Raw genomic sequence first — 20,251 nt, 5'->3', positions numbered from 1 at the left:
AGTAATTTATTTTTCTTCTGAAGAATCATTGCAACAAGTAAAAAATAGAGCACAACGTTTAGATATTCCTGAAAACAGCAATTTGTTATTTTCCGATCATTCAAATCTTGAAACAATAATTCAAGTAGCTTTAATAGAAAAACCGGATATTTTAATTTTAGATTCCATCCAAAATTGCAGTTTGGCAGAAAACTCCAGCATAATTCCCGGCACAGTAGGGCAACTTAGAGAAGCCGGCTTTTTGCTGTGCAAATTGGCAAAAGAAAATAATATAGCAATATTAATTACAGGTCACATAACAAAAGAAGGCCACATTGCCGGCCCTAAAGTTTTAGAACATATAGTTGATGGAGTTTTTTATTTACAAGGTGAAGATAAATGGCAAACTAGAATTTTAAGATCTGTAAAAAATAGATTTGGCACAATTCAAGAAACCGGTTTTTTTGAAATGGGAACTGATGGCATGCAAGAAGTACCTGATATAAATAAATTAATTTTACATGAAGCATCGGAAAATCCGGGATCAGCTCTTATAAGTTACATAGAAGGATCTCGCCCATTATTACTTGAATTACAATCTCTTTGCGTTACATCTAAATTTGGAATTCCACAAAGAATTATTACAGGCATAGATCCAAAAAGAGTTATTTTAATTGCGGCTATTTTGGAAAAATATTTACATATAAAATTCAGCACTCAAGATATATTTTTTAAAATTAGTGGGGGATTCAAAGTAAAAACAACCAGTTGTGATTTGGGTATAGCTCTTTCACTTTTATCAAGCTATTTTCAAAAACCGTTACCTGAAAAATCCATTTCTATAGCAGAAATAAGTTTAACGGGCCAAATTAAACCGGTAAATCAAATAGAATTACAAATTGGTGAAGCGGAAAAATTTGGAATAAACAAAATATTTATATCAAAAAATCAAAAACTTAAAAGTTCAAGTAACACTATAAGTTTTAAAAATATTTACGAATTAATAAAATTATTTCCTGAGTAGTATAAAAAAGAGATCCCGGGTATTCGCCCGGGATGACAATAAAACAAAAAGATATCTATTTTTCAAAATGTTGATAATCAAAATATCGTTTATTTTCTGTTCCATCAAAATAAGTTTTGTCCCAATTTCCACCCCAGGTCCAACCATATTTTGCAAATATTTTATAACAAACAGAATCTTGAGTTATTACACCCATCAAATTTTTAACAGCATCTCTATCTGTATAATTAATATTATTTAAATTATTTTTGCTATTTTCCGGCAATACTAACTTACCTTTAACATATGGGTTTTGAACAGGGTTAATATCTATAGCCAAACCAAAAGTATGTTTTGAATATGTCCCCGGTTTTCCTGTTATTGCACGGCAACACAATGAGCTACTGTTATTATCTGCCATAGCAAGATCATCATCTGCATTATAATTATCGATTAAACTTATTTTTTCTATGCGAAAATGAGCATCAAAAAGTTCTTGGAAAATATCACAAACATCTTTAGCCACAGATTTATTAACAATAATTTGTCCTGGGTATACCAAATTATCAAAACCCCAATATAAAGTATAAACAACTGCTAAGTCTTCTATCTTTATGGGGAAATTTGGTTTAAAAGATTTACCTGTTATAAAATTTTCTAGCTCTTTAGAAATATTATTAAAATAAGAAATTTTAATTAAATTTTTTGTAAAAAAGAAATATTTACGCATCTCTTCTAATTTTTCTTGTGAATTTAAAAGAGAACCAAAGTAAATTTTTTGTCCCTCTATTACATTAGAAAAATCGCCAGAATTAGTTTCGCTTATATTTTTACCAAAGCGTTTATTAAATTCTGTAATACGATTTTCTTCTGGATTTTCTGAGCCTATACTTTCTTGCATTAAATTATTACCTAAATATAAAATAACGTGATTAATATTGCCTGAAGTAGGATTTGTCAAAAAAATTAAATCCCCAGGCAATAAATCTAAGCCTTTATTTATTTTATTACAGTATTTATATTGTGTTCCAGAATTTCTTGGAATTTCTAACCCATTTACCCTATATATTAAATTAATAAAGCCTGAACAATCTACACTGGTTTGCATTTCAGCAGTATCATTTAGACCTTTACCATCCCAAGCAGACTTACCACCCCAAGAATATGGCATGCCCAAAAAATTTTGTGCTGTTTTTAATATATTTTCACGCAATAATTTTTCGTCTAAATTTTGAGAATTAAAAGCTGTTTTTATATCAAAGATATTAAATTTATCTGGATCATTTATTAAAGTTAATAATTTTGTGCCAATAGATAAATTATTTACCCAATTATTTTTAATAACAGATATAATTTCTGGAATAACAAAATTTTCTAAAACTTGCGTATCACTTTCTTTAACCCAACAAGATATAGCTTCATGTTCCTGATTGAACATATCTAGAGCCTTAACATAAATCCAGGTTATCCCATTATATAAAGTAATTTTTGCTTTATTGTTTCTGATATTTTCTTCTTCGTTATAAAATAATAAATCACCATATAAACCCAATGAATCAAGATTTTGTGCGTCTTTATGAAACACAGGATATTTAATTTCTTTTGATTCTATTACAGGCGGATCTTGTAGCGTAGAAACTGGCTTATTAATAATTCTTATTTGCGAATAACAATTTAAAAAGATAAATAAATTAAATAATAAATATTTAATCAAACACTTCATACTCTCTCCCATATAAAAATAAAAAATATTTTTAAAGTATAAAATAAACTACTCAACAGTTACGGACTTTGCTAAATTCCTTGGTTTATCGATTGGATAACCCAATTTTTTTGTTATTTGATAAACAAAAAATTGCATCAACCCAGTCATTGCAAGTGGTCCCAATAAAGAATTAACATGTGGTACTTCAAAAGAATAATCGGCTAAAGAAATAAGCTCTTTTTGACCTTCAAAAGCAAATATGACCAAGTGACCATGTCTGGCTTTAACTTCTTGAGCATTTGATATAATTTTTTTATAAATCACATCATCTAAAGAAGAAAACAAAACCACAGGTATATTATTGTCTATAAGTGCAATCGGGCCATGTTTTAATTCACCGGCCGGATAAGATTGTGCAAAAATATAAGAAATTTCTTTTAACTTTAAAGCTGCTTCCATGGCAAACGGATAAGCTATATGCCTTCCTAAGAAAATAAATTTATCATATCCGCTATATTTTCCGGCAAGTTTTTGATTTATTTCCCATTTATATTTTTCAATTGATAACTCTAAAATTTGTGATGCAATCAATAAATCTTCTTCCGCTTGTTTCATTTGCTTTAAATCTATTAATCCATTTTCAAGTGCAATCCTGTTTGCTAAGAGAAAAAGTATCGCTTGTTGAGAAGAAAAAGCTTTAGTTGAAGCCACAGATATCTCAGGTCCGGCCTGCATAGGCAAAAATCCACCGGCTTCGCGTACCATTGTACTTGACGGTACATTAGTTATTACTATTGTTGGCAAATCAAAAGAACTTACTTTTCTTAGAGCTTGAAGTGTATCAGCAGTTTCTCCTGATTGCGAAACAAATATAAAAATAGAATTATCTTCTTTAAAAAAAGTTTTATAACAAAATTCAGAAGACAAATGCACATTTGTCTGAATATTGCATATGGTTTCAAAAAAATATTGTGCAATACAACAAGCATGCCAAGATGTTCCGGCTGCTATTAAATTAATTTTTTTTAAATTTTTAACATTCTCCGGCGTAATACCAAGTTGTTGCCAAATACGGTCCTGATATTCAATATCAAGCTGATAGTCAAAAGAATCTTCATTAATTTTTTTAGTTGATAACTTTGAATCGGTACCAATAAGCCTATAAAAATTAACAGTATTATCTATAACCTTTTTTTGTTCATAAATTTCTTTAAGCATATAATGCTCAAAACCATCTTTTTCAGCATTTATAAATTTAAAATCAACGCTTTGCCATGGTGAATATATTTGATTTCCGGAAAAATCATACAATAAAACGGAGTCAGATTTTATAATTGCAAAACTATCTTCAGGCATAAATAAAACTTCATTTGTATAATCTGAAAATGCATATAAATCTGAAGCTACAAAATTACCATTTTTACTCTTACCCAAAACTAATGGAGAATTGTGCCTAATTGCAATCAACTGATCCGGAAATTGTTCAATTAAAAACACACAAGAATATGCACCCTTAAATTTTGATGCCAAATTTAAAACTGCAGATTTTAAAGAATAATTAGAGTCTAATAAAGATCCAAAATAATGAGCTAAAACCTCAGAATCGGTCTCTGATACAAATTCATGTCCATGAGAGATTAATTCAGCTCTAAAAAATTCATAGCCTTCAATTATTCCATTGTGGGCTAATGCCACGTTTTTCTTACAATTAAAATGGGGATGAGCATTCTCTTCACTGACAACTCCATGAGTTGCCCACCGAGTATGACCCATCCCAACAAATCCATTATAATCAAATTTTGATAAAGAGTTAGAAAGTTCTGCTACTTTGCCAATCTTTTTTAGATAAACCAAATGTTTGTGTTTACTTGATACGCAAACAAAACCTGCAGAATCATAACCTCTGTATTCCAGCTTAGATAAACCATTTAAAACGTAATCACGACAACTATCTTTACCGGCATAGGCTACTATTCCACACATACCCAAACTCTCCGAATGTAAAAGTTAAAAATACAATAAAATATTAACGTTTTACGAATTGGAATTTTTTTCTAGCAGCTTTTTGGCCGTATTTTTTACGTTCTTTTAATCTTGAATCAACAGTTAAAAGATCATATTTTCTTAAAACTGCTTTTAATTCAGGATCCAATTTTAATAATGCGCGACTTATTCCCAACTGAATAGCATCAGCCTGACCTTTTTTACCGCCACCGCAAATATTGATTTCCAAATCAACATTTTGAGCTTTTCCGGTAACTTTACCAGGCAATGCAATCTTACTTTTTGTGAGTTTGGTATCAAAATATTTATCGTAACTTATTCCATTTACTACAATATTTCCTTTACCAGATCTTAGCCAAACACGAGCTATAGATGATTTTCTTCTACCGACACCATGAATATTATTAACAGCTGTACTCTTTTTCATAAATTCTCAAATTTAAACTATACGTAAAAATTTATACTAAACAACAATTATTAGGTTTTTATGATACAAAAGTTGGAAATTTTGTCAAAAATAAATAACAAATTAAAGTAAATTTAACTTAATCTCATAAAAATGGAGCCGGTGATCGGATTTGAACCGACGGCCTACTGATTACGAATCAGTTGCTCTACCACTGAGCTACACCGGCAATATTAAGCCTCAAATGATTCTTGACAAACAATGCATCGCTTAGCATATGGAAACGTTTCCAGACGTTTTAAAGATATAGGCTCGCCGCAATCAACGCAAACACCATATTCACTTTTATCCAATCTGCTTAATGCATCATCAATTAATTTCAATTCATCAATATCGGTTTTTTCCAATGATGATTTTAAATTTTCCATAGTCAAAGATAAAGCTTCATCCCCAGTATCTTGAACCTGTCCATCAGAAACTTTTTGAGTTATTAAATTATCAAGATCTTGCACCATTTCCAATCTTCTATCAAGCAATCTCTTTTTTACCTTTTCTAAGAATTCTGCTCTTTCTTTCACAATTCACCTTTCTCAATTTTCTTAAATTCATAAAAAACTTCCTAAGGATATCAATACTTTCATTCTCTTTCAACCCTCCAACGATCAATAAATCTTTTTTATAGAGTTTATGTTTTAATGCATCTTGCAATCCTGAGCCAAATTCTTTAGATATGGCACCAAAATATAAAGCGTTAATTCTACTTAATTGTATTAGACCCAAGCACATTAAACACGGTTCCAAACTTACATAGATTGAACAATTATCCAATCTCCATGTTTTTAATTTTTTACATGCTTTTTGTATGGCTAAAACTTCAGCATGCCCAGTCTGGCACTTATTTTTTTCAGTTTTATTATATGCTTTTGATAAAATATTTCCCATATCATCAACAATTACGGCACCAACAGGAACCTCTTCTTTTTTTAATGCAAGCTTAGCTTGATTTAAAGCTTGATTCATAAATATTAAATTTTCTTTTGTATACATAATTATTATTCTCAAATAAATTAATTTAAAAAATTATAATATTAAGAATAATAAATAAAAATAAATAATAATAATATTGCATAAAAATTTTAGTTTTGGTTATATTGTCGCTACGTAATTTAAATTCGATAAAATATTAATTTTTTAGTATAATGGATATACAAAAAAAGATTTGGGGAAAACCTAAAAATTTTGGGCAAAGGATTTTATGAAAGATACAAAAATACAAAACGATAGTAGCAAATATGGAGCCAGTTCCATAAAAGTTTTAGAAGGTTTGGATGCCGTTCGCAAAAGACCTGCCATGTATATTGGATCAACAGGTCCGGCAGGTTTACATCACCTGGTCTACGAAGTCGTGGACAATTCGGTTGACGAAGCTTTGGGCGGATATTGTAATCACATAATAGTAACAATACATCCTGATGGTGCTTGCTCTGTTGAGGATAACGGCCGAGGTATCCCGGTAGACATACATCCAACAGAAAAAGTATCGGCAACGCAAGTCGTTTTAACCAAATTACATGCCGGCGGTAAATTTGATAAAGATTCATATAAATATTCCGGTGGATTACACGGCGTCGGTGTATCGGTTGTAAACGCATTATCAAGTAAATTCGAAGTTGTCATTTGGAAAAATGGTAAAGAATATCAACAATTTTATGTAAATGGCGGACATCCTGTAGCCGATTTAAAAGAAATTGGACCAACAGACAAACAAGGCACATTCATAAAATTTTATCCTGATGCACAAATATTTGAAGAAACAAATTTTAATTTTGAAACACTAACTGCAAGACTTCGAGAATTAGCCTTTTTAAATAAAGGACTAAAAATAGATATCGCCGATAAACGAATTGGTGAAGATAAATCATTTTTTTATGAAGGCGGCATAGCCTCTTTTGTAAAACATATAAATGCTAAGAAAAATCCACTTTTTGAAGAAGTAATTGAATGCCATAAAGAAGACGATACTTATGTAGTTGATTTTGCATGCCAATATAATGACGGCTATGCAGAACAAACTTACAGTTTTGTAAACAATATAAGAACGGCAGAAGGTGGTACTCATGAAGCCGGATTTAGATCGGCTTTAACAAAAAGTTTAAACCGATTTGCACAAAAACAAGATGCCTTAAAAGATGGTCCTATATCTAGCGATGACGCAAGAGAAGGATTTGTTGGTGTATTGAGTATAAAAATACCCGAACCACAGTTTGAGGGACAAACAAAAACAAAATTAGGTAACAGTGAAGTAAAAGGTATTGTTGATTCTTGGTTATATTCTTTCTTTGATACATACTTTGAAGAAAATCCAACAATAGCAAGAAAAGTTGTTCAAAAAGCTTTGTTAGCACAGCAAGCAAGAAATGCTGCCAAAAAAGCTCGCGAATTAACAAGAAGAAAATCCGCGCTTGAAAGCTCAATTCTTCCAGGAAAATTAGCTGACTGCTCAGATAGCGATCCATCAAAAACTGAACTATACATAGTTGAGGGAGACTCTGCAGGCGGTTCGGCAAAACAAGGTCGCGATAGATTCACTCAAGCAATTTTGCCTCTACGTGGTAAAATAATAAACGTAGAAAAAGCGCGCATGGACAAAATGTTATCAAATAATGAAATAAAAGATTTGATAACGGCAATTGGATCGGGAATTGGAAATGATTCTTTCAATATTGAAAAAGCAAGATATCACAAAATTGTTATAATGACAGACGCTGACGTTGACGGCGCGCACATAAGAATTTTGCTTTTAACTTTCTTTTTCAGACATATGAAACCGTTAATTGAAGCCGGTTATCTATATGTTGCGCAACCACCATTGTATAAAGTAAAATTAGGTAAAAAAGAAAAATATCTACAAACGGATTCGGAATTAAATGAATTCTTATTCAATTGGATACAAGAAAATATTGATTTAAAAGTCAATAACAACAATCTTGAAGAAAAAGAAATTGAAAAATTATTTCAACAAATTCTTGAATATCAAACAGAACTGTATAAATTTAGCAATAATATTGAACTATCAATAAAAAATAGCCATGAACTTTTAAATTTTATTAACAATACAAATACAAAAATCGCACAACATGACGCACAAGAACTTATAAACAGTTTGAGAAATTATTTTCCTAAATATCAAATAGAACTTGAACAAGAAAAAAGCGTTGATGATTTAATGGCAGGCGAAGAAACTCCGACAGTAAAACAATTTATCACATTTAAAGAAGCAAAAAGATCTTGGCAAGTGCCATTGAATTTTTTTGAATCAAAAGAGACAGAAAATGTACTCAATTTATTAAAACCGGTCTGTCACTTAGATAAAGACGCATGGTCATTTAAGTTAAAAAACAAAGAAACTTTTGCAAAAGACACGGGAATCTTAAAACTTATAGATCAAATTGTAGATTTGGGTAAATCAATGATGACTGTCCAACGCTATAAAGGTCTTGGAGAAATGAATCCTGAACAGCTTTGGGAAACAACAATGAATCCTGAAACAAGAAAATTTTTACAAGTTACAATTGAAGATGCTATAAAAGCTGATCAATGGTTTACATCACTTATGGGTGATGAAGTTGAAGAGAGACGTGATTATATACAAAAGCATGCGCATTTTGTAAAAAATCTGGATATTTAATTTTTTAAAGGGCTCTTAATTGAGCCCTTTTTTAATTCAAAAAAGAATTAATCAATAAATCTTTTGCTTCGCAATAATTTATGCCGCGACTTTCCAAATAAAATAATTGATTTTCATTTAATCTGGACGCAGCCGCTCCGTGTTTACAAATTACATCTTGCGATTCAACTTCAAGCTTAGGTTTAATTAAAGCAATAGAAGAACATCCAAACATTAAGCTTTTTGTATCTTGATTTGCATTTATTGCTATTAAATCTTTATTCACTTTTATCAAATTATCGCTGTATAATTTTGCAAACTGAGATAATGCAGACTTAATAATCAAATTACTTTTAGTTTGACTTGCATTGTGTTCTTGGATTGTTTCAATATTTAAAAGATTATTTCCTGCTCCATTATAAGCTATTTTTAAATCTGCGTTGGAATTTTGTCCTAATAAATTAACATGAATTTTTTTATATATATTATTAATGTTTTTATTTTTTAAACATTTTTTACAAAAATATTCACAGTTATGTAAAACATCTGTTTTTAAAATATAATTTAGTACACTATTGTTATTTAAAATAAAATATATTTCGCTGTTAAATAAATTTAAATCGAATAAATCGTCTATTAAATTTATATTTAAATTATCTTTTATATTTATATTAATTTTATATTTAATATCTAAATTAATATCTTTAATATTTTGAGATAATAGAGATTTGAGTGATAAATTATTTTCTAAATTTTTATCCAATAAAAAATTAAATTCCATCACACCCTCCATTATTAAGTCCGAAATTAACAAGTCGTTCAATTTCGACAGCATATTCTATCGGCAGATTCTGTGTAAAGGACTCAATAAATCCATTTATAATTAAATTTTGTGCATCATCAGAACTAATTCCTCGGCTCATTAGATAAAAAATTTGTTCATCTGCAATTTTACTAATACTCGCCTCATGAGCAACATCAGTGTTATTTTCTTTTATTTCCAACACGGGATATGCATATGCTTTAGAAATTTTATCAGTTATCAAAGAATCACATTGCATAAAAGATTTACAATTTAGCGCATTTTTTACAACTTTAACCTTACCTCTAAAAATAGCATTCCCACCATTACTACTTATAGATTTTGATATTATTTTTGATGTTGTATTATCTGCAAGATGAATTGCTTTTGCGCCTGAATCCTGAATTTGAGATTTTCCAGCAATCGCCAGAGATAAAATAGATGTTCTTGCGTTTTCACCTGCCAAAATTACTGCAGGATATTTCATAGTTATAGAACTTCCAATATTTGCATCTATCCATTCTACACAAGCATTTTTGTGTGCAATAGCTCTTTTTGTTACAAGATTGTAAACACTATTTGACCAATTTTGCACAGTGTAATATTTTACCGTTGCATTTTCATGCGCAATAATTTCTACAACAGCACTATGTAAATTATTAGATGAGTAATTTTTTGCCGTACACCCTTCAACATAACTTACGCTTGAATTTTCATCTGCAATAATTAAAGTACGTTCGAACTGACCAAGATTTTGTTGTTCAATTCTATAGTAAGCCTGCAATGGAATATCTATTTTTACATTTTTAGGAACATAGATAAAACTTCCGCCACTCCAAACAGCACTATTAAGAGCACTAAACTTATTATCATCGTATTTTATAACAGTACCAAAATATTTTTCAAAAATTTCCGGATATTTTTTTAAAGCCATATCTGTGCCTAAAAAAATAACGCCTTTATCTTGCCACTCTTTTTTTAAATTGTGATAAACAACTTCTGACTCATACTGTGCGCCTTGTCCGGCTAAAGATTCATCTGAATTTTTGGCAACACCTAAATTATCAAAAGTTTTTTTTATTTCCGGATTTACATTTTCCCAAGAGTTACTATCTTTGGATTTTGGATCAAAATAAAAAGATAGATCATCAAAATTTAATTTACTTAGATCCGGACCCCAATTTTGCATCTCTTTATTTTTAAAAAAATTAAAAGAGTTTAGCCTATAATCAAGCATCCAAGATGGCTCATTTTTTAGCTTGGAAATAGCTTTTATAGTTTCCTGATTTAACCCTTTTTTATTATTTAAATTTATATTTTGTGAACAAATATTATCACAAGAATTACAATTGCCGGACATTTTTAATATCCCTCTTGCTCTATTTTTTCAGCCAAAGAAATATCTCCGGAATTTATAATAGATCCATCTTGCATAATATGTACAAAATCAGGTTTGAGATATTTTAAAATTCTTGGATAATGTGTGATAACAATTAAAGAAATATCTTTATTATCTTTTTTAATTTGAATGATACTTTCGCATACATCTTTTAGGGCATCAACATCAAGCCCCGAATCTATTTCGTCTAAAATTATAAGCTTTGGTTGCAACACAGATAGTTGCAAAACTTCCAAGCGTTTTTTTTCACCACCTGAAAATCCAACATTTAAACTTCTTTTCAAAAATTCGGGATTAATGGATAGTTGCTTTACTTTTGTTTGTAAATATTCTTCAAATTGATCAAAATCGAGTTCTTTCTCTGTATTATTATATAAAGAATTATATGCGGCACGCAAAAAAGTCTTAATATTTAAACCTTCTATCTCATAAGGATTTTGAAAAGCCAAAAATAGACCCATCTTAGCTCTTAGATTTACAGATAAATTGTTGATAATTTGTCCATTAAAAAATATTTGGCCTTCATTAATTTTGTATCCGGGCATACCCATAAGAGTATAAGATAATGTACTTTTGCCTGAACCATTCGGCCCCATAATGGCATGAATTTGCCCATTTTCTATTGATAAATTAACATTTTTTAATATTTTTTTATCATTTACGCAAACAGATAAGTTTTTTATTTCTAAAATTTTATTCACTAAATATCCTATTATTTTGTTTCATATGTATTAGTCTAGTTTATTAGATTTTCAAAAATAGAAAAAGGGCTACATTACATAACCCTTTTTATTTGATCAAGAATCTTGTCATCCTGAACTTGATTCAGGATCCAGTCATCTTTCAATATATGCGATTACTTTTCGTCATCACCCATACTGTGACCAATTAAACCACCTGTTATGGCACCTACACCAGCACCAATAGCAGCACCACCTCCGCCACCAGCAGCAGCACCAATACCAGCACCAGCACCAGCACCTATTAAAGCACCGCCTAAAGTCTTTTCTTGCTTAGAACAACCTGTTAAAAGGACTGTTCCGGCAAAAAGAATCAAAGCTAAAATAGCTTTAACCCCAAGTCTTTTGCTATTTTCCATAATCTCCCCCTATAAAAATAAAACATAATTCAACTTAATTTTTCAATATCTAATTGTATTTTATCAAAATAATTTTATATTTGTAAATATATTTGTAAGAAATATATAATATGCCCTAGATACAGCCATTTCTGGGTTGGGGCGTTTGCAGTAACTCATTAATCTTTTAAACTTAAATGGACTATTAATAGTTTCGTGTATTTTATTATATATTTATTTGGGGGTTTATATTATGAAAAAGATAGCATTAGCTATTATTGCAGCCATCACATTGGCAAATTCTGCACAAGGAATGGTCGCCAATGATTTAAATGATAACAAGAGTGAGCTAGTTCTTCAAGCAATGCTTAATGCTAATATAAGTAAATTGGAAATTAAACCAGAAACAAACACAACATCATCAACATTGGCTCCAGAAAAATCATCTACGATACCATTCGGTTCATTTAAAGTAACATATAGTCTTAAACCTGCAATTGCTTACGCAATAATACGAATGACGGTACCAGTAGGCTTTTCAATTGCAATGTATGCAATAGCTAAGTTCGCATACTCGTTACATACAACAATTTAAGTTATATAAATTTTTTTAAAGTCCGGTGGGGACATTTTTATGAAAAAAATATTTTTAGCTGTTTTAACAGCTGTAACATTGGCAAATTCTGTAAAAGCAGAAGAAATTGCCATGCCAATAATAACCCAAGAAATAAGTCAAAAAACAACTTCTTTTAAAGAAAAGATGAAAAATTTATCTTTATCTGCAAAAGAAAAACTGGTTACTACTTTTGTAAAATCACAAGATTTTGTTAAAAATCACAGTGGATTTATAAGTGGTTTGGCAATGATATCTAGTATGTATTTATCAAATAAATATAAAGATAATAACTTCTTCACAAATATGTTTTATTTTTCAGTTTTTTGGAGATTTTTTTTATGAAAAAAATGGCATTAGCTATTATCGCAGCCATCACATTGGCAAATTCTGTAAAAGCAGAAGAAATTGCCATGCCAATAATAACCCAAGAAATAACCCAAAAAACTACTTCTTTTAAAGAAAAAATGAAAAATTTATCTTTATCTGCAAAAGAAAAACTGGTTACTACTTTTGTAAAATCACAAGATTTTGTTAAAAATCACAAAAAAACAAGTCTCTTAATTTTTTTAACTACAACAGCCCTGATCTCAATTTATCTAAATAATATCAAACATGATCATTTAGATAATTTTAAAATTAACAATTCCAGTTATGATAACCCAACGTATTATTCAAAAGGCATTAATGATTGCTTCAAAGACTGTTTAAAATCCAAAAAAATTGGTTCTGAAAATTGTTTCGAAGCCTGCCTATATAACGAAGAAAATCTTGCAATAAAAGATTTTTATAAATGCATAAATTATAAAACTTGTAAAGACAACGTGATAAATCTTTGTCATAAGGTTTTTGATTTTTATAAATTAAAAGTAAATTCAATAATCGATATAGCAAATAAAAATGGTGAAAATTTATCTAATAATATGCCAAGCTTGAACCAATTAGAAAAAATATCCTGCGAACAATTGACAATAGAAAAACCTGATTATCTATACCGAAATACGGCAAAAAACATGACTAACTTGACTAAGGATTTGCTGTTTTCTCATTCAAATAGTTTATGTATAATTGGATCCAAATATTTTTCTAATTTTTGCAATAAATTTGCTCCTAATATTAATGCATTAAAATCATTAATATCGGATCTACACGAACGCTGGGTAAATCGAGCCTACAGATATTACTATTGGACTGACGATTTAAATTACTTTTAACCACTGGTTTTTATATAATTTATATTTGTAAAATAATTATAATTTTTTTTTCAAAACTTGCCGGAATAAGATAGACCTATGGGGGCGTTTGCAGTAACTCATTAATCTTTTAAACTTAAATGGACTATTAATAGTTTCGTGTATTTTATTATATATTTTTTTGGGGGTTTATATTATGAAAAAGATAGCATTAGCTATTATCGCAGCCATCACATTGGCAAATTCTGTAAAAGCTGAAAATTCATTTACTCTTGGTGATTCAATATTACCTGGTTCTGCAAATATCTTTATCGCCGGATTAACATCCATTGAAAACTTTGGAGAAGCTAAAAAAAATTATGATGAAGATTGTGATGCTAAGGAATTTTATAAATATCATGGTTATCTTATACGTAATAAAATTTCTTGGTACAAAAAATTTGCCGCTAAATATCCTAAAATGAGTTCTTTTGCAATTTATTTAGCAACATATTTCAGCTTACAAGCATTAAATAAAAATAATTTTGATTTGCTTATTTCTATTTTAAAAAATAATAGCGATAAAGTCGTTGATTTTGGAAAAAACTTAATTAAAACAAGTTGTACAAATATTTGTAATTAATAACAATAACTAATTTTTAACGTCCGGGGGGACATTTTTATGAAAAAACTATTTTTAGCTGTTTTAACAGCTGTAACATTATCACTAAATAACACAAATGCAAATATTATTGCAGAAGGTTTAGATAGCATATCACAATATGTTCAAAGTGATGCATTTGGAGATGTAGTAACATGTACACCTGAATTAGATAAACTATGGTTAAGTATGGAATCGTGCATAGAAAAAAAAGAATCATATGGCATAGATCTTAAAGATGCTGATGATATGTACTGCCTTATAAAATCAGGAATTAAAAATATAGTTCCAATAAGTAAATTCGCTTTTAATAAAATATTAAATATCGGCACAACTTTAGATAATTACTGCATGAAAAATAGCGAAGAATGTTTGGAATTTGGAAAATTAGCTGCCATTTCTACAGCCGGGTTAATAGGTACAGTATTAGCAACAAAATACGTTTTATACCCAACAGCAAAATACGTTGTGTATCCTGTTACAAAGAAAACCCTTGCTCTAGCTTACTTTTTAACAAAAAATACTATGAGTGCTTCTTACAATGCAACAAAGAAAACTGTAGGATTTGCTGTTAATACAACAAAAAAAGTCTATAGCAAAATTAAACCAAATAAAGGCAACAACGAAGAACTCAAAGATTTAACACCTAGCAAAAATCCTGCTTTAAGTTAATTTAAACTAATTTTGTACAATTATTTGTAATCAATAATAATAACTAATTTTTAACGTCCGGGGGGACATTTTTATGAAAAAAATATTTTTGGCTATTTTAACATCCATCACATTGGCAAATTCTGTAAAAGCAGAAAATATTGAAATTCAACAAATGCCACAAGAAATATCTCAAAAAACTACTTCTTTTAAAGAAAAGATGAAAAATTTATCTTTATCTGCAAAAGAAAAACTGGTTACTACTTTTATAAAATCAAAAGATTTTGTTAAAAATCACAAAAAAGCCAGCGCCTTAATATTTTTAACCGGCATAATCACAATTTATGCAAGTTATCTCGTAAAAAATCATTTAGATTATTTAAAAATTAAAGATACCATTTTTGACAATCCAATTTGCTACACTAAAGGAATGGACCTTGATGCAAAAGAAAATTTTGAACGCTGTCTATATGAAACGGGACCTGCAATATCCGAATTTTATAAAAAATATAATGCAGCTGGCGGCTTGAATTTTAAGAGTTTAGAAGAGGTAAAGAATGGTTGTCACAAAGTTTTCGATTTTTATAAGCTACAAGTAAAAGCTATAATCGATTATGCAAATAAAAATGGTGAAAATTTATCTCATGATATGCCAAATTTGAACGATTTAGATAAAATAGTCTGCGACAAATTCGCTACAGAACAACTTCCTTATTTAGATGAAGCAACAGCAGAAAATATGAATAAATTAACACAAGATATCATTAAAGCTCATTCAAATAAATTATGTGCAATTGGTTCTAAGTTTTTTAATAATTTTTGTGAACAATTCAAATATAATTTCGATTCATTGAAAAAAATTCAATGGGATATGTTTCTAAAATGGGTAAAAAGCGCCCGCAGATCTTATTGGTATGGTGAAACAAACTAACACTTAATTTAATTAAGATAGCATTAATTTTGTACAATCTTTTCAACGCACTTTTGGTCAACAAAACCAACGGTGCGTTGATTTTTTATTCTATAAAAATCACCAACATTATCTTCAACTCTAACAACAGTTGCTTGTGGAATAATTGCAATTAAAGAATAATCAGAACCTGCACCTGAATAAATTTTTGTATCATCCAAAACAACAACGCCATAGTTTGAAAAATCTAATTTATATCTTAAAACTAACGTCAACCCGGAAAATGCCAGGCCAAAAAATAATATAAATATCAACAACTTTCTTTTTCGTCTAAACAATCTTTGGATGCTTAAAAAAGCAATTATCCAAATTAGCAAAAATATAATTTTTATATTTATATGAGGCACAGTTCTTACGACTAACACAAAATAGTCTCTAATTAATCTTAAATCTTTAAACAATTGTAACTTATTGCTTTGTTTTTGAATGAAAAGCTCTTGTTTTAAATTATCAATTTTTTTAAGTACAGGTAATTTATCAAAAATACCAAGTTCAAGCTCTGCTCGTTTCCAATAAAGCATCGCTCTACCATAATCTTTATTTTGATATGCAATGTCACCCAAATTATTATTATCAACAAGATCAAAAGTACCTTGTCCAAGAATATTTTTTGCAAATAACGAAAAAACAAAATATATATATAAATATCTTTTTCTAAAAAACATTAAAAGCCCCTTCTATAAAATTATTATAAAAAATTTTATCATAAAATATATTTTTTGCTTGCGACTTGTTAAGATAATCATAAACCATAGTAAATATTTTCTGTTATGATAATGCCAATAATGTTATTCAAATAAGTATAATTTTGGCATAAAATAGTAGATTTATTTTTTATCCAAATACCTTAATCACAACTTATCTTAATGTCTTTGCACTTACCTTTATGAAATAAAGCTCTTTTAGTTTTTCAGCGGAAATTGTTGGTCCAAAAAACTTACTCCCATGTTCAAATAATTTTAAAGTAAGTTTTCGGGGCCCGACTAATATGAAAGCAATATTATTTTATATATTTTTCCATAATTTAACAAAAGGACATGCTGCAAGTCTAAACGTATTAGCCATTAAAAGAATCGGAGCTTCTATAGTTGTTAATGTATTATCAAATTGTGTAAGCATTAAACCCTTAAAGCTATCTGATGGAAAAAGAGTTTGATTTTCAAATAAAGTTTTTATAGTTGGATTTATATTATCAATTTCAAGTTTTTTTAATCTTTCATATTCTGATTTTATAAATTCATCTTCTTGATTTTTTTTTTTGAAAGCCTCTTGTGCTTTTTTATCTATCCAGCCATCAATATATGTTTCATCTTTATCATCGTCTTGAAAGTAAACTTTTATTCGTTTAGCTTTTTTAAGTTTTTCTATCGTCTCTTTATCGTTATAGAAAGTAGTTAATACACTATCAAGATTATCTTTAAAGTCTTTTAGCTCATCTATACCTAAATCCTTTGTCTTATCACGTTTAAGATGAACTGAATCTCTTATTTTTTTACCTATATCGGAATCCCATGTCCAATCTTTTATATTTTTTAAAGTATCTTTGGCATGATATCTGAATTTATCCGACCAGGCAGCACCACCCGCCGCAGCAACTGTTACCACAGCAAGCGCAATTCTAGTGTAATATTCAGGTTTATCTATATTAGATTGTCCTACCATTTGATTATTAGAAGCAGTAACCGCTAAAACATCTAAAGCTTTATTTATTTGTTGCTCTTTTTGTTCCATTTTACTTTCAAAAACCTCATCTATTAATATATCTCTAGCCCTACTAAGTACTGGTGTTGCTACAGAACCAATAGCAGATGTAACAACACCCATTGAATATAAATTTGACGAAATCAAAACTAAAATAATTATAATTGTATATATTTTCATAAACATCCTATAAAATTAAACTTACTTTTCCCTATAAAAAATATTTTGATAAATAAAAATTTAACTTTTTTTAATAATTTCTATTTTTGGCTCTCTTACTGAAATCACTTCTACAGTATAATTCTCTTCTGTTATTGCATAATGCACATATATTTTTTTATCTTCAATAATAATATTCCCTTTTCTAGTTAATTCATTAACCCATGGAGAATTTTTTATTACATACGAATGCCATTCAGGATTAAATCTATTGCAATCTATTAATCTTTTGTATCTATCTTGACTATAATAATGACCTGTTATTTTATACGCAGCAAAATTTAGATCAAAAGTAATTATAATTGTTGGTTCTAAATTATCTAAATTCACCCGCGCATCATAAAGTTCTATTACTAAATTACCTCCTTCAAATATAATACTCTTTATATCTTGCAATAAATTTTTATTTTTTATAATATCCCATCTTTCCCATATTTCATTATTTAAATTCAAATTTTTCATAATCAACTTTACGCATTATTTTTATAATTTTACAAAAGAGCTTCTTGAATACTTGGCTTACATGTAGTTAAAATATCAAGTACATAATTTTCATCAAAAAGTGAATAGTGAATTATTTTATTAGTATCAATTGTTGAATATGATTCATTTTTTAGCCAAGAAACATATTCTGAATTTTTCACCTCATAAAAACCCCACTTAAAATCAAATTCCGAATCTTTTTTTAGGTCTTCATACAATTTTGCCCTTAATTCTTCATTTGTTATTCTGTAAGCAATAAAATTAAAGCCAAAATTAATTACTATATCTAATTCTTTTTGAATTATATTGGTTCGAAAATCAGACAAAATTACGGAAAGACCGTCTGATCCATTCATAATATACTTAATATCATGGATAATTTTTTTTTCTCCTTGTATATGCCATTTTATAATTTTTTGTTTCACAAATTGTCCTTATGCAAATTTAATTATTTAATAAAATAAATTCTAACAGTTGGCGTCATTTGATTATGCTGTGCAAATAATTCGACCATTTTGCTTGTGAATTCAGATACTGTTATTTCAATTTTATCAAATTTTTGATAATCAAATGTATCTAAAGCATTAACATTGACAATAAGTTTTTTGATTTTTTTATTATTTAATAAATTTTCTAAAAATTCTTGAACTCGACTCATTCTTGAAAATAATGATTCATAAACAAGCTTAATATGCTCCTCTCCTTGAGAAATATCACAATCGCCGCTGAAAAGATTTTCTGCATTAATATCCATTGGATCATCTGTAATTTCAAAAATCATTTCATTTTTTTTCAAACCTTGCGATATTTTAGAAAATACAGGTGCTATATTACCACCAAAATTTGTTCCAATTCTATATTTAATACCTAATCCTGTTATAAAAAACGATAAATCAATTATTTCATCAAGAATTATATTCTTTTCAGTTAATTCAATTTTCACCAAAATTTTTATACTCATAAATTATCCTTAATTTAATGGCACAACTTTAATGGGTTTTATAATTTGACCATTTTGGTTATATTCAAAAATGTGCCTATGTCCATTTTTAAGATCCTGACCGGTTTTTCTATCAAAATGAGAATGATCATAATCTTCTCTAAACTTAGGTTGTCCATTTTCGTTATAGACTGTTTTAGATACAATTGTCCTCTTATTTGAATTATCTAGTTTATAATAAACAGAATTTGGTTCAGCCCTTTCAGGTGCCTGAGATGTACCACTTACCACCTTGCAAGACTTTTCTTTAGTTTTTTCTTGTTTACTATTTTGTTGAGTTTTTACATCAGAAGATTTTTCTTTTTCAGATTTCTTAGGTGATTCTGGAGTTTTATTATTTTTTTTATCATTTTTAGAATCGTTACCTTTATCTTTACCCTTTTCACTCTGTTTTTTATCATCAGTCTTTTTTGTCTTATCTGTAGCCTTATTTTCACTTTTATTATTTTCAGCTACTTTAGGCAGTTGCTTCTTATCTTCCTGCTTTTTTTTCTTATCAAAAAGACCTAAGGATTTTGCTAAGCCAAAAAGGGTTACTCCTGTAGAAACAACTGTTTCAAGTATTGATTCAGCTTTATCTCCAGCAGTCATAAAAATTTGATCCATATTATGTATTAAAATTGGATTTTCAGCTGAATCACATACAAAATAACAATGTGGTTCTTCAAGAGATAATTCATACACTTCTATATCAACATCAGAATTTTCTTTTATTATTTTATCTATAGATATTTCATT

23 protein-coding genes and 1 tRNA gene are annotated in these 20,251 nt (G+C 28.9%); 8 read left to right on the top strand and 16 right to left on the bottom strand.

From position 1 onward, the window contains the following. Positions 1–1,003: DNA repair protein RadA (locus tag KKE07_04980; GenBank protein ID MBU4270195.1), on the top strand; the 1,003-nt coding region annotated here is incomplete at its 5' end. 55 nt (positions 1,004–1,058) lie between these two features. Here KKE07_04980 and KKE07_04975 read toward each other — a convergent pair. The 6 genes from KKE07_04975 to KKE07_04950 form a co-directional block, all read right to left on the bottom strand. Continuing rightward, complete coding sequence (locus tag KKE07_04975) at positions 1,059–2,705, bottom strand: C40 family peptidase (GenBank protein MBU4270194.1); 1,647 nt, start codon at positions 2,703–2,705, stop codon at positions 1,059–1,061. A 48-nt stretch (positions 2,706–2,753) separates the two neighbouring features. After that, a complete protein-coding gene (gene glmS / locus KKE07_04970) occupies positions 2,754–4,670 on the bottom strand; it encodes a glutamine--fructose-6-phosphate transaminase (isomerizing) (protein MBU4270193.1) in 1,917 nt (638 codons plus the stop codon). A gap of 43 nt (positions 4,671–4,713) precedes the next feature. Beyond that, positions 4,714–5,118 carry a 30S ribosomal protein S9 gene (gene rpsI / locus KKE07_04965; protein MBU4270192.1) on the bottom strand — a complete coding sequence of 135 codons (405 nt, stop codon included), beginning with the start codon at positions 5,116–5,118 and terminating at the stop codon, positions 4,714–4,716. Between the two features lie 133 nt (positions 5,119–5,251). Continuing rightward, positions 5,252–5,326, bottom strand: a tRNA-Thr gene (locus tag KKE07_04960). Between the two features lie 4 nt (positions 5,327–5,330). Further along, on the bottom strand, positions 5,331–5,675 hold the full coding sequence (locus tag KKE07_04955; protein MBU4270191.1) for a TraR/DksA family transcriptional regulator: 345 nt from the start codon (positions 5,673–5,675) through the stop codon (positions 5,331–5,333). Beyond that, positions 5,626–6,144 carry a nucleoside deaminase gene (locus tag KKE07_04950; protein ID MBU4270190.1) on the bottom strand — a complete coding sequence of 173 codons (519 nt, stop codon included), beginning with the start codon at positions 6,142–6,144 and terminating at the stop codon, positions 5,626–5,628. The genes KKE07_04955 and KKE07_04950 overlap by 50 nt, the downstream gene beginning before the upstream one ends. A gap of 208 nt (positions 6,145–6,352) precedes the next feature. Between KKE07_04950 and gyrB the strand changes: the two genes are divergently transcribed. Continuing rightward, on the top strand, positions 6,353–8,785 hold the full coding sequence (gene gyrB, locus KKE07_04945; GenBank protein ID MBU4270189.1) for a DNA topoisomerase (ATP-hydrolyzing) subunit B: 2,433 nt from the start codon (positions 6,353–6,355) through the stop codon (positions 8,783–8,785). Positions 8,786–8,816: 31 nt separating this feature from the next. On the opposite strand, the gene KKE07_04940 is transcribed toward gyrB, so the two are convergent. The 4 genes from KKE07_04940 to KKE07_04925 form a co-directional block, all read right to left on the bottom strand. After that, positions 8,817–9,545, bottom strand: coding sequence for a SufD family Fe-S cluster assembly protein (locus KKE07_04940; GenBank protein ID MBU4270188.1), 729 nt, complete (start codon positions 9,543–9,545; stop codon positions 8,817–8,819). Continuing rightward, positions 9,535–10,926 (bottom strand): Fe-S cluster assembly protein SufB, encoded by a 1,392-nt coding sequence (gene sufB / locus KKE07_04935; protein ID MBU4270187.1) that lies wholly within the window; start codon positions 10,924–10,926, stop codon positions 9,535–9,537. The genes KKE07_04940 and sufB overlap by 11 nt, the downstream gene beginning before the upstream one ends. Positions 10,927–10,928: 2 nt before the next feature. Then, positions 10,929–11,666, bottom strand: coding sequence for a Fe-S cluster assembly ATPase SufC (sufC, locus tag KKE07_04930; GenBank protein ID MBU4270186.1), 738 nt, complete (start codon positions 11,664–11,666; stop codon positions 10,929–10,931). A 155-nt stretch (positions 11,667–11,821) separates the two neighbouring features. Further along, complete coding sequence (locus tag KKE07_04925; GenBank protein MBU4270185.1) at positions 11,822–12,064, bottom strand: hypothetical protein; 243 nt, start codon at positions 12,062–12,064, stop codon at positions 11,822–11,824. Between the two features lie 232 nt (positions 12,065–12,296). Between KKE07_04925 and KKE07_04920 the strand changes: the two genes are divergently transcribed. The 6 genes from KKE07_04920 to KKE07_04895 all read left to right on the top strand — a co-directional run bounded on the left by KKE07_04920 (position 12,297) and on the right by KKE07_04895 (position 16,071). Further along, positions 12,297–12,638: a hypothetical protein gene (locus KKE07_04920; protein MBU4270184.1), complete on the top strand. Its 342-nt coding sequence runs from the start codon at positions 12,297–12,299 to the stop codon at positions 12,636–12,638. A 39-nt stretch (positions 12,639–12,677) separates the two neighbouring features. After that, positions 12,678–13,001 carry a hypothetical protein gene (locus KKE07_04915; GenBank protein ID MBU4270183.1) on the top strand — a complete coding sequence of 108 codons (324 nt, stop codon included), beginning with the start codon at positions 12,678–12,680 and terminating at the stop codon, positions 12,999–13,001. After that, positions 12,998–13,870, top strand: coding sequence for a hypothetical protein (locus tag KKE07_04910; GenBank protein ID MBU4270182.1), 873 nt, complete (start codon positions 12,998–13,000; stop codon positions 13,868–13,870). The genes KKE07_04915 and KKE07_04910 overlap by 4 nt, the downstream gene beginning before the upstream one ends. Positions 13,871–14,045: 175 nt before the next feature. Beyond that, positions 14,046–14,471 (top strand): hypothetical protein, encoded by a 426-nt coding sequence (locus KKE07_04905; protein ID MBU4270181.1) that lies wholly within the window; start codon positions 14,046–14,048, stop codon positions 14,469–14,471. Positions 14,472–14,510: 39 nt separating this feature from the next. After that, positions 14,511–15,161: a hypothetical protein gene (locus KKE07_04900; GenBank protein MBU4270180.1), complete on the top strand. Its 651-nt coding sequence runs from the start codon at positions 14,511–14,513 to the stop codon at positions 15,159–15,161. Positions 15,162–15,234: 73 nt separating this feature from the next. After that, positions 15,235–16,071, top strand: coding sequence for a hypothetical protein (locus tag KKE07_04895; protein ID MBU4270179.1), 837 nt, complete (start codon positions 15,235–15,237; stop codon positions 16,069–16,071). Between the two features lie 23 nt (positions 16,072–16,094). On the opposite strand, the gene KKE07_04890 is transcribed toward KKE07_04895, so the two are convergent. The 6 genes from KKE07_04890 to KKE07_04865 form a co-directional block, all read right to left on the bottom strand. After that, positions 16,095–16,775, bottom strand: coding sequence for a hypothetical protein (locus tag KKE07_04890; protein MBU4270178.1), 681 nt, complete (start codon positions 16,773–16,775; stop codon positions 16,095–16,097). A gap of 340 nt (positions 16,776–17,115) precedes the next feature. Next, positions 17,116–17,991: a hypothetical protein gene (locus tag KKE07_04885; GenBank protein ID MBU4270177.1), complete on the bottom strand. Its 876-nt coding sequence runs from the start codon at positions 17,989–17,991 to the stop codon at positions 17,116–17,118. A gap of 60 nt (positions 17,992–18,051) precedes the next feature. After that, positions 18,052–18,492: a hypothetical protein gene (locus KKE07_04880; protein MBU4270176.1), complete on the bottom strand. Its 441-nt coding sequence runs from the start codon at positions 18,490–18,492 to the stop codon at positions 18,052–18,054. Positions 18,493–18,521: 29 nt separating this feature from the next. Further along, a complete protein-coding gene (locus KKE07_04875; protein MBU4270175.1) occupies positions 18,522–18,938 on the bottom strand; it encodes a hypothetical protein in 417 nt (138 codons plus the stop codon). 23 nt (positions 18,939–18,961) lie between these two features. Continuing rightward, positions 18,962–19,474 carry a hypothetical protein gene (locus tag KKE07_04870; GenBank protein ID MBU4270174.1) on the bottom strand — a complete coding sequence of 171 codons (513 nt, stop codon included), beginning with the start codon at positions 19,472–19,474 and terminating at the stop codon, positions 18,962–18,964. 9 nt (positions 19,475–19,483) lie between these two features. Then, on the bottom strand, positions 19,484–20,251 hold a 768-nt coding region (locus KKE07_04865; protein ID MBU4270173.1), incomplete at its 5' end, for a hypothetical protein.

This window comes from Candidatus Dependentiae bacterium (assembly GCA_018897535.1).
GTDB lineage: Bacteria > Babelota > Babeliae > Babelales > UASB340 > UASB340.
The sequence above is the reverse complement of the archived record's forward strand: the minus strand, read 5'-3'. Positions and strand labels throughout refer to the sequence as shown.

What these genes read in the sequence shown, in the direction of transcription:
- KKE07_04975 (MBU4270194.1), bottom strand. Translation starts at nt 2,705, where the DNA reads ATGAAGTGTTTGATTAAATATTTATTATTTAATTTATTTATCTTTTTA.
- glmS (MBU4270193.1), bottom strand. Translation starts at nt 4,670, where the DNA reads ATGTGTGGAATAGTAGCCTATGCCGGTAAAGATAGTTGTCGTGATTAC.
- rpsI (MBU4270192.1), bottom strand. Translation starts at nt 5,118, where the DNA reads ATGAAAAAGAGTACAGCTGTTAATAATATTCATGGTGTCGGTAGAAGA.
- KKE07_04950 (MBU4270190.1), bottom strand. Translation starts at nt 6,144, where the DNA reads ATGTATACAAAAGAAAATTTAATATTTATGAATCAAGCTTTAAATCAA.
- gyrB (MBU4270189.1), top strand. Translation starts at nt 6,353, where the DNA reads ATGAAAGATACAAAAATACAAAACGATAGTAGCAAATATGGAGCCAGT.
- KKE07_04940 (MBU4270188.1), bottom strand. Translation starts at nt 9,545, where the DNA reads ATGGAATTTAATTTTTTATTGGATAAAAATTTAGAAAATAATTTATCA.
- sufB (MBU4270187.1), bottom strand. Translation starts at nt 10,926, where the DNA reads ATGTCCGGCAATTGTAATTCTTGTGATAATATTTGTTCACAAAATATA.
- KKE07_04925 (MBU4270185.1), bottom strand. Translation starts at nt 12,064, where the DNA reads ATGGAAAATAGCAAAAGACTTGGGGTTAAAGCTATTTTAGCTTTGATT.
- KKE07_04920 (MBU4270184.1), top strand. Translation starts at nt 12,297, where the DNA reads ATGAAAAAGATAGCATTAGCTATTATTGCAGCCATCACATTGGCAAAT.
- KKE07_04915 (MBU4270183.1), top strand. Translation starts at nt 12,678, where the DNA reads ATGAAAAAAATATTTTTAGCTGTTTTAACAGCTGTAACATTGGCAAAT.
- KKE07_04910 (MBU4270182.1), top strand. Translation starts at nt 12,998, where the DNA reads ATGAAAAAAATGGCATTAGCTATTATCGCAGCCATCACATTGGCAAAT.
- KKE07_04905 (MBU4270181.1), top strand. Translation starts at nt 14,046, where the DNA reads ATGAAAAAGATAGCATTAGCTATTATCGCAGCCATCACATTGGCAAAT.
- KKE07_04900 (MBU4270180.1), top strand. Translation starts at nt 14,511, where the DNA reads ATGAAAAAACTATTTTTAGCTGTTTTAACAGCTGTAACATTATCACTA.
- KKE07_04895 (MBU4270179.1), top strand. Translation starts at nt 15,235, where the DNA reads ATGAAAAAAATATTTTTGGCTATTTTAACATCCATCACATTGGCAAAT.
- KKE07_04890 (MBU4270178.1), bottom strand. Translation starts at nt 16,775, where the DNA reads ATGTTTTTTAGAAAAAGATATTTATATATATATTTTGTTTTTTCGTTA.
- KKE07_04885 (MBU4270177.1), bottom strand. Translation starts at nt 17,991, where the DNA reads ATGAAAATATATACAATTATAATTATTTTAGTTTTGATTTCGTCAAAT.
- KKE07_04880 (MBU4270176.1), bottom strand. Translation starts at nt 18,492, where the DNA reads ATGAAAAATTTGAATTTAAATAATGAAATATGGGAAAGATGGGATATT.
- KKE07_04870 (MBU4270174.1), bottom strand. Translation starts at nt 19,474, where the DNA reads ATGAGTATAAAAATTTTGGTGAAAATTGAATTAACTGAAAAGAATATA.